The following is a 13,221-nucleotide window of genomic DNA, read 5'->3' as shown; positions in this document are numbered from 1 at the left end:
CGCGCCTCCTTATCCTATCACCCTGGCTTCATTCGCCAGAAGCTCGATGACCGTAGCGGTGATTTCAGCGGCATCGCCCTCGAATAGTTTCCCTGCGGCCCTCTGCCGGGGCGTCTCATACTTTATTCTTTCGACCAGGGACCCCGCCCTGCCGATCTCATCTTCTCCGAGGCCGAAATCAGTGGGCTTCTTCGCGACAATGGGCTTGATCCTGGCGGACAGTATGCTTCTCAGGCTCGGATAGCGCGGGTTGTTGATATCGTTATTGACGCTGATAACGCAGGGCCTCGCGAGCTCGATGACCTCTAGGTGCCTGTCGGCCTGGCGGTGCACAACGGCCCTGTCCGGCCCGATGTCCGCCTTCACGCAGTTGGAGGCCATGGGGAGCCCGAGCATTTCCGAAAGGATCTCGGCCGTGGCCTGCATGTCGGTGTCCTGGGCCTGCCTGCCGAGGAGCACCAGGTCATGGGGAATGGCCTTCAGCACGGCGGCGAATATCCTGGCGTTCGCCGTTGCATCGCAGGAATTGAAGGCGCCGTTGTGGAGGTGGATCGCCCTGTCGGCGCCGAGTGACAACCCCCTGCGGATCGCCCTCTTCGCACCTGCCGGTCCCATGCATACCAGGGTTATATCCACATCCTTATTCCTTTCCTTGATCCGGACGGCTTCTTCAATGGCGCACTCATCGCAGGCGCTGATAACGTATTCCAGGCCGTTCTCAAGAATCCTGCCGTTTTCTTTTACCCTTATTTTCTGATCGACGTTGACCGTTTGTTTGATAAAGACCACGATATTCATGACACCCTCCCGCCTCTCGCCAGAGTCAAATATCTATCTTTTCATTCATAGACCATTTGGCAATGGTCGGATTCTTTTCATGCTCTTCATCCCAGTATTCCTTGTATTCCTTTTCCCAGTAGTCTATTACATCATTATGCTTCTTGAAATACCGCCGCGCCTCATCCCTTACGGTTTCATGCCATTTTTCCATCATGGAAATGAACTCATCATATTTTTTTCGATCCTCTTTCATCTTGATCAGAAATTTCTCTATAAAAAGAATTTCATCTTTTATCTTTATCATATATTCCATGTTATCCGTATTGGTCTCTTTCCCGAACCTTTCAACGGCGTTCTTTATCCGAAAAACAGTGGCGTCGTGGAGCGTGCTTATCAGGAGCAGCGATCTGCAGTAGGAAGAAATATCGGTTTTCAGATCCTTCTCCACGGTCTTTTTTATTGCCAGATATGTTTCTTCATCGAGGCGTAAATTGATGCGCCTGTCCTTTGTATCATCCTTTATCATCATGCTATCCTTTTATGTATGACATTTTTTTATTAATCACGTCATCCAGTATGACATTAATAATATAATATTTGTCATACAGAAAGTCAAGGGATCATTAAGCATTAATTATCATTCATATTTATTATTATTTTATTGACGAATATTAATAATAATTATATATTTATACCGACGGTAGGTATTTTAAAAGGAGATGACGATGGCTAAATATAAAAAAGTTGTTCTTTACTATTTTACCGGCACTGGAAACGCCCTCAGGGCGGCCCGGTGGATTTTAGAAAAAGCATCCTCCATGGCCATGGACGCGGAGCTCCATGCCATAGACCGCGGATACAGGCCCGATATCTCAACACTGGACAGCTCCACCCTCGTGGGTTTCCTCTATCCTACCCATGGCTTTAACGCCGCCCCTTCCATGATCTATTTCCTGTTGAAATTCCCCAGGATCAGGGGGGGCCATGCCTTTGTTCTCAACACCAGGGCGGGAAGCAAGATTTTCCGCTTCCTGGGGCCTGGCCTGTCCGGCCTGGCCCAGGTCCTTCCGATGGCCATCCTCGCCATTAAGGGCTTCAGCGTCCGGGGCGGCCTTCCCCTGGACATGCCGTCGAACTGGATCTCGCTTCATCCGGGGTATAGCGACCGGTGGATATCCTTCATCGTCAGGCGCTGCGAGGAGATAACGATGGATTTCGCCGGCGCGATCCTTTCGGGTCACCGCAGGTTTTTCCGGTCCCTGATCACGCTTCCCATCGACCTCGCCATCGCGCCCGTTGCCGTCATCTATTTCCTCATAGGCCGCTTCATGCTGGCCAAGACCTTCATCTATTCAAGCAATTGCAACGACTGCATGATCTGCGTTAACAACTGCCCGGTGGGCGCCATCGAGATACGTCACGGCAAACCCTACTGGAAGCTCACCTGCGAAAGCTGCATGCGCTGTATCGACAACTGCCCGCAGCAGGCGATCCAGGCGTCGCACCTGTTTTTTCTGATTATAGTCCTTATCAGCCAGATACCCTTTACCGCGTACCTTTTCACCGCCATGCCCCTTCTTTCAGTCATCAATCACCGGTGGATCGTCTCGTTCCTGAACGCATACATCGTGCTCCTCATCGTCTTTTTCCTGTACGGATTATTGCAGATGCTCCTCCGGTTAAAACCGGTCAACGCCCTGTTCACCTTTACGTCCCTCACCCGGTACTGGCGCCGCTACAGGGCCCCCGGTATAACCCTCAGGGATTATCGCTCCGACAGGCCCGGTGGTCGTGGTGAAAAATCCTGAATCCATGAAGTTGCACCATTTTTCCTGAACATAATGGCGATCTTCGACCAGCATTTATTCCGATTTTCATCCCAATAAGAATATTTGAGGATATTTTCCCAAATGAATTGCCTTCACCGTTCAACCCCGGAACCGGCATCAAAGAAAGTAGTTGCATTATTACAGCGGTTATGCTAAATAATATTGTGGCCATATCGAGGCGACATAGTACGCTATGATAGTATGCGGAGCCGGGGAGACCAATGTAACATATAACAGCACATTTAACTAAATTATTGTTGATTGATCCCTTTTTTTTGATTATTTTATATAATCATGCGGGGTGCCTTTAGAAACATGATATTCAATAACGAGGTGGGACCATGAAAAAAATGTCTATTCTCGCACTCCTTGTTACATTTATTCTTCTCATGCCGATAACGCTCATGAGCGACGGGACCTGGTGGACCAATACGATAACCAAGGACGTCATGAGGGTCCTGCCGGAAACGCGTGACTTCCGGAACTATTTTTTCCTCCAATCCCTCGACGATTCCACGTCGATCCTTATCGGCGACTTCTCCGGACAGCAGGAAATGATCATCCAGATCATCGATCAAAACAGCGATAACACCATCGACGCAGTCTATGAATATTTCCCGAAATCGAAGAAGCTGCGGGTGCGGAAAGACTCATCCATATCGCAATATTTTTCCTCAGATATAGGGAAGATGAAACGCGACATCATTTCAGGATCGATATACCAGAATACGTACACCTACCAGATGAAATCGATGGAAACGCTGAGCTACGTGATAAGCGCCGACTTGAACCTGTACACGTCAGACAGGGGATACATCGCCAAATTCATCGATCCTGACACGAAGACCATGTCCATGGCCGAATTCTATTTCAGGAAGGAAAACAACCGGTACGACCTCCAGTTCAAGACCAACTACTACAAGATTTTCCGGCTCGAAATACACCCGACTCCGCCCTATTCGGTATACTGCAGGAATTCAAAGGATCCGATTGTGGCAGAAACAGTGGAGAAGCTTCTCAAAGATGTTGCAAAATAATGACGTAAAGCGGCGCCGCCCGGCGCCGCTTTGTAATAATGGTTGGCAGTTTTATTTCCCGCGGTTTTTGATCGATTCGACCATGGTGGAGAAAAGCGAATAAAACTCCTTGAATTCGTCATTCTTCCGCAGCTGCCTCAATGAAGGGTGTTTCCCGTCAATGATCTCCTGCATGTATCGGGACATGACGAAAATAGGGCCGGCGATACGGTGGGTCTTTCTTATCAGCAGCATGTAAAGAACGACACCCTGAACTATCATGATCACGATCAGCACCAGCAGGAGCACCCTGTTCAATCGTATCATGGCCGCCATGTCGGTCATGTTTTTGCTGTGGTTGACCGCTATCTCCTTCATCGCTTTCTGGTCAACCTCGACATTGGCGGCGGAGAGGCTTTTCACCTGGAGGTACTGCACGATATTGTCCTCCATGACGTTGATCTGCTCGATCTTACGGTTGTTATGCCACACGCTGATCGCTATCGCCGTGATTATGGCGACGGCCAGCAGGGTCACGATCCCGATGATGGAAAAGGTGGTTTTGATCTGAAACTGTTTGTTGATTATCATCTGTTTTCTACGTTGCATACCAGCACCTCTCCTTGTACCATGATACTTAATTATATCATGAATTAGATCATTAGTCAATATATTTTCCGTATCTTGGGCGCTATATGAATAAAATTAACCAAACAGATTGAATGCGCTACCGGGGCCCCTATGAGTTAACCAGGACCGAAAGCTCCTCGGATTTCCTCATTATAGTCTTCGTCATTTCGACTATCCTCTCGTTCACCCGGGTCACTTCAATGGCCATCTCCGACAGGCGTTCGATCGTCTTGAGAGACTGGTTCATCGAGCTCAGCTGCTCAGTCGTGGCCGTCGCTATGTCCTGCGTGAACCGATCGATGACGGAGGCCTGGGTGACGACGCTATTGACGCCCCGCGTCTGGATCTCCATGCTTTTCTTGACCTCGTCGATCCGGCCGCTGATATCGCCCAGCATTCTGAAGATAACATCGGTCGCCTGTTTCGTGTCGCCCACGATCCTCGTCCCCTCTTCGATATCCCCGATGATCTTCTTGATCTTGTCGGCTATCTGCCTCGAGTTGTCCGAAGTCGCCTGGGCCAGCTTCCCGATCTCGTCGGCGACGACCGCAAATCCCCGGCCGTACTCGCCGGCCCGGGCGGCCTCGATCGCCGCGTTCAAGCTGAGGAGGTTTATCCTGTCGGAGATGTCGTCGATGATCGTGACGAACTCGCTGATCTCATTGCCGCCGGCGTTGATCATCGTCATCTTTTCGTTCATCCGGCCGAGACTCGCCTCGGTGCTGGTGGCCGAGTTCGAGATCTCGCCTATGCCCTCCGCCACCTTCAGGCTTTCCCGCACCATGTTCTTCTGGGCGGCATTGAGCTGATCTATCATCTCCCGGGACCTGTCCCCCTCCTTCTTCTGCCGCAGGGACGATTTATGTATATTTTCGGTGGAGGCGGTCATCTCCTCGAAGGTGGCGGAGAACTGCTCGCTGCTGGACGCCTGCTCGTTGGAAAGATCGGCCAGGGCCCCGCTCACCTCGTCCAGCTTCAGGCTCACCTGCATGAATTCATTGGAGATGACGTTCACGGTCCTCACGATCCCCTCGAGGAATTCCGCGTGCTCGATCGCTTTCTTTTCGCTTTCCCGCTGATCGCCGAAGAGCTTCTCAAGGTTCTTCCGCATGACCGTGATCTTATCGGCGAGGCCAAGGGAGAAGAGCACCACCATGGCAGCGGATCCTATCTGCATCCCCCAGTTCGTGACGAAAACCGAGGGCAGCACTCCCAGGGTCTTGAGCGTGTAGGCCACGATGCCGATCATCATTATGAAAAAACCTATCAGATAAAACCGCGCCGGCCTGTAGCCGCGCAGCACCAGGGTGATGCCGATGGCGAAATGCATGACGGTTATGAAGAGCGAATTTACCGTGGTCCCTATCATCGCCAGCCGGTAGGGGGCCGCCAGGGACAGGACGATCAGGATGGCGGACGGAATGACCATGGCGAACAGCGCGATCCTGTCTATGATCTTGAATTTTTCCTTCGTCTGCAGATACGCGCGAAGGTAAAAGGCCGACCAGAGGTCGACGTTTCCCGTGAAGAACGGGAGGTTGTTATTGGTCCACCATATCTGGTCGGGCCAGAGGTACTGGAAGGAGAGGCCGTTCAGCCCCAGCTGCATCAGTATCCACGATGAAATGAAGAGCACGTAGTAAATATAGCTGATATCTTTCGCCGAAAAGAAAATGAACAGGTTGTAAACGACCATTATCAGCATGAGGCCGTAATAGATCCAGAGCGGCGGCAGCTCCGTCGTCAGCCTGTTCCGGTCGGCCTTCATGGACCACATGATCATCGAGAAGGCCTTTGAGCTCGTTGAATCGACGCGCATGTAGTAGGTGCGGGTCCCGGGCTCCTCGGTCAGGAGAAACATGAAATTCTTATCGTTAACGTCCCGGCGGGAGAACGGGAGATGGTCTCCGGTCTCCTTCAGGGCATAGCCGCCCCCCTCTTTCGGTATGTACAGCCCTACCGAATCCAGCATCGGATAATCGATTTCGAGGAGCCAGCTGACCGGAGCCTCGGTACGATTCGTTACGGAGAACCTGAACCAGTAGGCGGACGTATTGAAGCCGAAGTTAAAGGCCTTCTTTGTCTCCCGGGTCCACTTCTGCCGGTTGCCGGAGACATCTTCTATGGAGAGCTTCTTTCCGGGGTCCTCGAGATAATCCACATGGCTGCAGAATGAATACTGCTCCAGTGACTCATCTATGATCACCGGTTCGGTTGCGGCGGCATTGGCGGAAAACGCACTATGACCTGTTACAACGAGCGGCATCAGCAAGGAAAATAGAAGGAATCGTTTCATTTATGTTCCCCGGTGCCAACTGGCGCGCGACGTGAATTATAAGTAGCATTGGCTAACAACGGCTTGATGATACCATCGCCATAATCGGCTGTCAATAATAATTCACTTCGGCCGGGTTCGGTGGCGCCGATATGCCCGCTTCCGGTTCATCCCATGTTCCCGGGGCGCAATCGTTGCTGTCCGCGGGATATTCATTTACCTTTTTTCCGGGGAACATCCCATTCAGTGCCGCGAAAAATGCCCTTCGTGATGAGATCGAGGGTCTCGCGATACATTTTCTGGCGCATTCCCCCCTCGGAACTGATATAGCTCCCGATGATGAACATCTTGTAGATCATGAACAGGATCTGCGGAAGCGTGGCGAGGTTCACCGGCCTGAAGACCCCGGCCTTCATGCCATCCTTGAGTATGCGGGTGATGATGGCGACCGAGTTCCTGTTTATCTCGCCGTAGGGATCGTTGTCGGTGAACATGGGAAAGATCTCGGGGTCCATGGCCAGGATGTTCCGCAGATGGTCGTCATGGGCGAGGTATTCCATCGCCTTGAGGGACATGACCTCGAACTGCTTCCTCGGGTCTTCTTCCGCCAGCACGGCCTGGAGCACCCTCCCCTGCCATTCCCGCAGGGCGTGGGCCACGGCCCGGTCGTAGAGGTCCCGCTTGTCCTTCGCGTAGAGGTAGAGGTTCCCCTTGGTCATGCCCAGCTCACCGGCCACATCGTCCATGGTGGCCTTCCTGAAGCCGTATTTCGCGAACATGGAAAGGGCCGCCCGGTAGATCCTGGTGATGTCCTCTTTTTTCTTCATAGTTCCTGTCCGGATACATAACAACGCCATGGCCCTGCCGGTCAACTCAAAATCGGTACCGGCGATCGTCATGAATTAGTGCGGTATATTTTAGGGGGTATGGAGTCATCCCGGCGAGACCGCTCTCAGGCATCCGTGCGCCCCGGTTGCCGAGCGGAGCCGAGGCACGAGGCGGATTTTCTGGAAAAGGATGGTGGAGGCTCTAATGGGACAGGACGGCTTTTCGCAAACACCGGAGCGTGTCAAGGGGATAGCTCCTCAAAAAATCATTCTGGAAGCGGGCCGCCATGTCGATTCTCGGGTCGACCCTCATGGTGAGGACCACTTTCGTGCGGCCGCTGTCAACGCGGGTGAACCGGAACGTCCCGTGCATGTCGGTGATCCTGACAAGGCCGTTCCTCCCGGTCTTTTCGCCGGACTGTATGGCATCGAGCGTCACGGTTCCCCTGCCCGCGCCCTCGTCGAAATTGACGGTGACCGCCACATCGGCCTCCCTGTCCGCAATGGGCCACGGCGAGGCCACGACATAGTTCACCGTGAAGCCCGTCGGGGAAGCGCTGCTCAGGAGGGTGATGCGCCTGGACAGGGCGAACCACTTCTGGTAATTATTGTAATCCATCATCAGGGACTTCAGGGTTCCCAGGGACGCCGGCACCTCGCATTCCCCCCTGAACTCCTTCAGGGGAAATCCCTCCGTGCGCTTCGAGAAAACCTTCACATCGCCGGACGACCGCTCCAGGGTCCACTCATCGCCGCCCAGCACCGGCAGCGCCACCAGCATGCAGAGGGGGACGCATAGCTGCCTGCTCACGGCCTGGACCGCCGGAAGCTTCCGGTAATCCATTAACTTACTCACGGCATGGGCCATCGGTATCTTACAGTATTCCATCACTTCGCTCACGGCATGTACCATGGGAGGCCTCCGCTATCATATTATTCCGCCCCGAGGTGCGCAAAGGCGGGAATCGAGAAAGGCAGATGATGTTCTTCATTGACCCGGGCGCTCACGAGCCTGCTGAACTTCTCGGGACCGAACCATATGAGAAGGTTTTCCAGCAGCTCCACCCTGGGACGGAGCAGCGTGTACCAGAGATATTTCTTGAAATAGAAGACCCGCCGGTAATAGCGGATGAACCGGTCGAACTCCCTCTGCGCGGCTGCCCTGTCCGTGACGGCCATGGCCGCGATCTTCCCGGAGATCAACGCGCCGGCTATGCCGAACCACCCGAAGGGGTCCATGTACCCGCTGATGGTGCCGCACATGATCATGCCGTTGTGGATCAGGCGCGGATTGGAGCTTTTCGCCACGGGCACCGCCCCTTTCACGTACTGCCAGTTATCGTACTCGAGGCCCTCGTTTCTCCGGATGAAGGTCTTGTACTTCTCAAGGGCCTCCTTTGTTACGGGCCTGATGGAAAAGAGAAGGTCGAAATAGTAATTGTTGGCCGAGCTCAGGTACCCGTACTCGGTGATGCACTCGTCCCACCAGATCCGGGAATAATCGCTGAACCCGGCCTCTCCCCGGGAGACCCAGCCGTACCAGGCCAGGCTCGGTATCCCCAGGGTCGTGTACGCTTCCGGCGTGAGGCCGCAGGCGATGACGGTGTCTGACGGGAGGCTGCCCAGGTCGCCCTTTTTCAGCGGCGCGTTGAACTCGAAGGACACTCCCTCCTTCCGGGCGATCCCGTACAGCAGGGTGTCCAGGCTCGTGGGCCGGTTGCCCCGCTCCACCGAGTAGAGGCCGCTGTGGGGCGCGTCCGACCTCGTGTCATGGAGATAGAAGGGGCAGGCGATGAGGGGATAAAAGACCGTGGAAATGTCTATGCCGATGTAATCGGAGGTGCGCTTCCGGTCGATGGGGGTGCAGTGGGTAGATGGATTGTACATCGTGTCCCCGCCGTAGCCCTTTTCCTTATCCTTCACCAGGACGGAATATCCATCCCGGGCGAGGTTGATGGCGGCCACCAGTCCCGACATGCCGCAGCCGTATATGGTGATCTCTTTTCTCTGTTTCATATCCTATCCCTGCTCCCTGTTCATTTCAGCAATGATTCCGCCGCGTCAATGCCGCTACGGATCGCCCCGTCCACGGAGGGCATGTACAGGTATTCGCCCGCCAGGGCGAGGCCCGGCACGTCCCTGTAGTGATGGGTCTTCATATTATGCATGGCCGTGACCATGCCCGCGCCGGCGGTGCAGACCGCCTCGTCATACCGGTAGATCTCGGTGAAGAGCGGCTTTGACGGCATCGACGGCACGAATCTTTTGATATCATCGGTTATCAACCGTATCACCTTCTCGTCCGGCATCCTGTTCATTTCCTCCGCGTGTTTGCCGTAGGTGAAGCAGTTCACCATCCCTCCCCAGGGGGGCGCGTACAGGGGGGACTTGATGGAACTGTCGGCAAAGCCCGCCATGGGAGAGCCCGTCCGCCGGGGAAGGGCCACAGCGTACCACCCGAATGGAAGAAGCCGCTTCTCCAGGGCGAACATCACGTGGCAGCACTTGCTGTACGTGGCGGTGCTCAGGGGGCCAGCCATCGCCGGCGGAAGGTCCGGAATTATCTCCAGGGCCTTCGTGGCGGTGGTGGCGCAGATCACGGCGTCGGCGTCCATGAAGCCCGCCGGCGTCTCCACGCCCTTCACCTTTCCCTTTTCTATGACGACCCTGGACACCGCCATGGAGCAGCGTATATGGTCGCGATACCTCTCATGGAGGCGCTCGCTCAGGGACCCGATGCCGTTCCTGAGGGTCCAGAGACCGTTGATCATGTACCAGAAGAGACCCAGGCCGTATCCGGCTCCCAGCTCTTCCGGCTCTCCCAGGGTCATGCAGGACGCCACCGGCTGCAGGATCCTCTCCAGGGCCTCGACCCCGCCTTTCCGGATCACGTACTCCGCCAGGGACTCGTTGTCCAGGTCAAGGGTATCCTCCGGCCTGATGAATCGGAAGCTCCTGTTCCGCGCGGCCAGGGTCGGCACCAGGGGAAGGAGCTCCCGTATCGAGCGAAGGGAGACGCCCCTGAAGCGGACAAGGTCGCAGAGCACCCGGGGAATATCCATCGGCCTGATCGAGGCGAGGATCGGCGTGAGCCTGTTGCCATGGCCCATGTCCGGGAGCGCCGCCTTGAAGGGGAACCGGACGATGTCATCGCCCAGTCCCATCTCGCGGCAGAGGCCAAAGCACGTATCATAGTAGCGGAAGAAGAACTGCGCGCCCACGTCCATGATGAACCCGTCCCGCCGCACCGTGGCGACCCGGCCCCCGGCCTTGTTCGTGGCCTCGAGGCAGACCGCGTCAACCCCGGCCTTGCGCAGGGTGTGCAGAGCCGCCAGTCCCGAAACCCCCGCTCCTATGATTATGGTTTTCATATCGATACGCTCCTGTCGCCTCTCCTGCCCCTGCGGCTTAAAAGGGGGTCGTGGTTATGACGGAGGTGGCCTTGCTGTACTTCTCCTGCTTCACCATCTCCCGCATGTTCACGATCGTGTTGTAAGCCAGCGTCTTGAAAAGCATGTCGAGGATGAAGGGCGCCAGCGCTATGGCGGGGTCCGCCTCGATCGCATAGGTCACCTCGGTTTCCTGGGGGCCCTTGGGAACGAGCTTGAAGGAAAGGTTCGTCACGGGCATGCGGATCGTTTTCGGGTTAGGCTTCACATCATCGGCCTTGACGCCCTTGATGATCACCCTGAGCTCGCCCGAGGCCTTGTTGTAGAGGAACTGCGCGGAGCCGATGGCGTCCCGGTCCCATGCGGGCCACGGCATGCCCAGTCTGCAGTACTCGTAGAACAGGTCGATCGTGTTCCTTTTTCCGGGCAGGTCTATCTTTTTCGCCTCGGACACCATGTGCACGTACTTGTTGTGGCACTCCACGTCCCTGAGGAGCGATTCTATGACCGGGACCGACGCGTTGACGATGCCTACGGCATAGACCGTCTTTACGGGGTTCTTCGAGCCCGGCTTGCCGTAGCTCACTATTCCTTTTCCTTCCTTCACCTTGACCCACTCCTCGGTTTGGGTCGCGGTTGCCGTCGCTTCTGCGCTGTAGACCGGAAGGCCCAGGAATACCAGCACCGGAAGCATCATGATCGTTGCGCTAATTCTGCGTTTCATATATAGCTCCTGACTTGTTTTATCGCAATTATAATCCAAGCATGCCCACGAGGGTGCCCAGGCCGGCCGAAAAGCCGAAGGCCTTGAGGGAAAGCCACACAAGGGCGATCACGGCCGCGGCCCTGATGCCCCACTTCGCGGCGAACATCATCGGCCGCACCAGGGGCAGAAGTCCCTTGCCTGGCTTGAACTCCGTGTTGAGCGGGATCGTCTTTCCCAGCTTGTCCTGGATGACCAGCTCGGAGCACTTGTTGGCGTTCCAGATCGTCGCCTCCATGCCGCCGGAGCTGACGTGCGTCTTGGTCCAGTCGCCGGTGAGGTAGAAGTTCGGATAGGGCGAGCGCTGGAAGGGTCGGTGCGACTCCATTCCCGGCGTGGGCTTGTACACGTTCTGACGCTGCCGCACCAGCACCCACTTCTTGATCGTTGCCTCCCGGGCCTTGGGGAAGAGCTTCTTGATGTCATCCCGGCATTTCTCGAAAATGATCTCGTCCGGGAGGTGGCGCAGCTGCTCCGCCGGGGCGATGACCATCTCCATCATGGAGCCGCCCTTGAAGATATGGGGCAGCACGTTGGAGAGGTCCGCGTAGGTGTTGAAGGTCACGTCGCTGGAGAAGAAGGTCACGTCGACGTCGGTGATCTTCCGGTCGTACCAGATCTGGATCGACATGGAGGCCGCCTCCTCGAAATGGGTCAGGTCCTCGAAATATTGCAGCCGGTACGATTCGGCCGGCATGATCTTCCGCAGCGCGTAGGGGCTCATGGCCGACACGTAGATGTCGGCGCTCTTCTTCTCCTTGCCGTTCACCGTAACGCTCTCGATCTTTCCGTCCTTCACGTCGATGGCGGTGACTTCCTTTTTAATCTCGCATTTCCCGCCCTTGCTCCTGATGTAGTCAACGCAGCTCTGCACCCAGATCTCGCCGAGGCCGCCGTTGGCGAAGCCCACGCGGGACGACTTGGCCGATGCCGCGACTTTCAGAAGCCAGTTGAGCATCACCTTGACAGATATGGCGTACCGGTCAGTAAAGGTCAGGCCGTAGATCGCAGGCTCGAACATCTTGAAGGCGCCCTCGGGGCCGTTCTTGATGGTCCATTCCGCCCAGGAGAGCCTGTCGAGCTCGTCGAGCTTTTTCTTCGAGATGCCCATCATGCCCGCGCAGGTTATCATGGCCCTGATCATGTCGAGCTTCGGGATCCCCTTGTAGGATTTCATGAGGTAGAAAAAGGCCATGCCCGCGTGGAGCGGCGCCGGCAGGTTGGGGATATGCAGGACCGGCTGGTTGCCGTTCTCCTGCGCGTAGTAGAAGTCCTGGCTCTTCCAGACGATATTCTTCTCGATGCCCATCTTTTTGAAAAAGTTGAGAAGGTTCACATAGTACGGAAAAAAGACATGGAGCGCGTTGTCTATCATGTCGCCGTCCTTGTCGAGCCACGAGTTGGCGCGGCCGCCGAAGATCTCGTCGGACTCGATCAGCTCCACTTCTATGCCCTGGTCGATCAGGTTGACCGCGGTGGCAAGACCAGCCATGCCGCCGCCCATAATCAATGCTTTCATAAAAATCCTCCGCCGTTGTGTTGATATTCTCAACGGGTTATGCGTCAATGCGTCACCCTTGAGTTGTCGCTGTTTAAAATAAGTTAGTTTCCAATAACTTATTTTTATTTATGTTGGTTATAAATAACTAACATAAATATTTGTCAATATATTAATATTTATTTTTTCGGAATTTTTGGGATAGACGGTGTTT

12 protein-coding genes are annotated in these 13,221 nt (G+C 55.0%); 2 read left to right on the top strand and 10 right to left on the bottom strand.

Annotated features, from left to right (window positions below; all coding sequences use genetic code 11):
- Positions 1–9: 9 nt before the first annotated feature.
- The gene (locus tag KA369_10660) at positions 10–798 is read right to left on the bottom strand and encodes an electron transfer flavoprotein subunit beta/FixA family protein (GenBank protein ID MBP7736422.1); all 789 of its coding nucleotides are present in this window, start codon (positions 796–798) and stop codon (positions 10–12) included.
- 25 nt (positions 799–823) lie between these two features.
- Entirely contained in the window at positions 824–1,306 is a 483-nt protein-coding gene (locus tag KA369_10655) for a hypothetical protein (GenBank protein MBP7736421.1), read from the bottom strand.
- Positions 1,307–1,505: 199 nt separating this feature from the next.
- Between KA369_10655 and KA369_10650 the strand changes: the two genes are divergently transcribed.
- Both KA369_10650 and KA369_10645 read left to right on the top strand, forming a co-directional pair.
- Positions 1,506–2,588, top strand: a complete 1,083-nt coding sequence (locus KA369_10650) for an EFR1 family ferrodoxin (GenBank protein MBP7736420.1) — start codon at positions 1,506–1,508, stop codon at positions 2,586–2,588.
- A gap of 362 nt (positions 2,589–2,950) precedes the next feature.
- On the top strand, positions 2,951–3,646 hold the full coding sequence (locus KA369_10645) for a hypothetical protein (GenBank protein ID MBP7736419.1): 696 nt from the start codon (positions 2,951–2,953) through the stop codon (positions 3,644–3,646).
- 51 nt (positions 3,647–3,697) lie between these two features.
- Here KA369_10645 and KA369_10640 read toward each other — a convergent pair whose 3' ends face one another.
- From KA369_10640 to KA369_10605, 8 genes are all read right to left on the bottom strand, one after another.
- A complete protein-coding gene (locus KA369_10640) occupies positions 3,698–4,234 on the bottom strand; it encodes a hypothetical protein (protein MBP7736418.1) in 537 nt (178 codons plus the stop codon).
- 130 nt (positions 4,235–4,364) lie between these two features.
- Positions 4,365–6,551: a hypothetical protein gene (locus KA369_10635; GenBank protein MBP7736417.1), complete on the bottom strand. Its 2,187-nt coding sequence runs from the start codon at positions 6,549–6,551 to the stop codon at positions 4,365–4,367.
- 191 nt (positions 6,552–6,742) lie between these two features.
- On the bottom strand, positions 6,743–7,357 hold the full coding sequence (locus KA369_10630) for a TetR/AcrR family transcriptional regulator (GenBank protein ID MBP7736416.1): 615 nt from the start codon (positions 7,355–7,357) through the stop codon (positions 6,743–6,745).
- A 202-nt stretch (positions 7,358–7,559) separates the two neighbouring features.
- Positions 7,560–8,270 (bottom strand): hypothetical protein, encoded by a 711-nt coding sequence (locus KA369_10625; protein MBP7736415.1) that lies wholly within the window; start codon positions 8,268–8,270, stop codon positions 7,560–7,562.
- 20 nt (positions 8,271–8,290) lie between these two features.
- On the bottom strand, positions 8,291–9,373 hold the full coding sequence (locus KA369_10620) for an NAD(P)-binding protein (protein ID MBP7736414.1): 1,083 nt from the start codon (positions 9,371–9,373) through the stop codon (positions 8,291–8,293).
- Between the two features lie 20 nt (positions 9,374–9,393).
- Positions 9,394–10,728, bottom strand: coding sequence for an FAD-dependent oxidoreductase (locus KA369_10615; GenBank protein ID MBP7736413.1), 1,335 nt, complete (start codon positions 10,726–10,728; stop codon positions 9,394–9,396).
- A gap of 37 nt (positions 10,729–10,765) precedes the next feature.
- A complete protein-coding gene (locus KA369_10610) occupies positions 10,766–11,470 on the bottom strand; it encodes a hypothetical protein (protein MBP7736412.1) in 705 nt (234 codons plus the stop codon).
- 28 nt (positions 11,471–11,498) lie between these two features.
- Positions 11,499–13,028, bottom strand: coding sequence for an FAD-dependent oxidoreductase (locus KA369_10605; protein ID MBP7736411.1), 1,530 nt, complete (start codon positions 13,026–13,028; stop codon positions 11,499–11,501).
- Positions 13,029–13,221 lie beyond the last annotated feature (193 nt).

Source organism: Spirochaetota bacterium (assembly GCA_017999915.1).
Lineage (GTDB): Bacteria > Spirochaetota > UBA4802 > UBA4802 > UBA5550 > RBG-16-49-21.
The sequence above is the reverse complement of the archived record's forward strand: the minus strand, read 5'-3'. Positions and strand labels throughout refer to the sequence as shown.

Coding starts and splice junctions, on each gene's coding strand:
- KA369_10635 (MBP7736417.1), bottom strand. CDS start 6,551: ATGAAACGATTCCTTCTATTTTCCTTGCTGATGCCGCTCGTTGTAACA.
- KA369_10610 (MBP7736412.1), bottom strand. CDS start 11,470: ATGAAACGCAGAATTAGCGCAACGATCATGATGCTTCCGGTGCTGGTA.
- KA369_10655 (MBP7736421.1), bottom strand. CDS start 1,306: ATGATAAAGGATGATACAAAGGACAGGCGCATCAATTTACGCCTCGAT.
- KA369_10645 (MBP7736419.1), top strand. CDS start 2,951: ATGAAAAAAATGTCTATTCTCGCACTCCTTGTTACATTTATTCTTCTC.
- KA369_10605 (MBP7736411.1), bottom strand. CDS start 13,028: ATGAAAGCATTGATTATGGGCGGCGGCATGGCTGGTCTTGCCACCGCG.
- KA369_10620 (MBP7736414.1), bottom strand. CDS start 9,373: ATGAAACAGAGAAAAGAGATCACCATATACGGCTGCGGCATGTCGGGA.
- KA369_10650 (MBP7736420.1), top strand. CDS start 1,506: ATGGCTAAATATAAAAAAGTTGTTCTTTACTATTTTACCGGCACTGGA.
- KA369_10625 (MBP7736415.1), bottom strand. CDS start 8,270: ATGGTACATGCCGTGAGCGAAGTGATGGAATACTGTAAGATACCGATG.
- KA369_10660 (MBP7736422.1), bottom strand. CDS start 798: ATGAATATCGTGGTCTTTATCAAACAAACGGTCAACGTCGATCAGAAA.
- KA369_10615 (MBP7736413.1), bottom strand. CDS start 10,728: ATGAAAACCATAATCATAGGAGCGGGGGTTTCGGGACTGGCGGCTCTG.
- KA369_10640 (MBP7736418.1), bottom strand. CDS start 4,234: ATGCAACGTAGAAAACAGATGATAATCAACAAACAGTTTCAGATCAAA.
- KA369_10630 (MBP7736416.1), bottom strand. CDS start 7,357: ATGAAGAAAAAAGAGGACATCACCAGGATCTACCGGGCGGCCCTTTCC.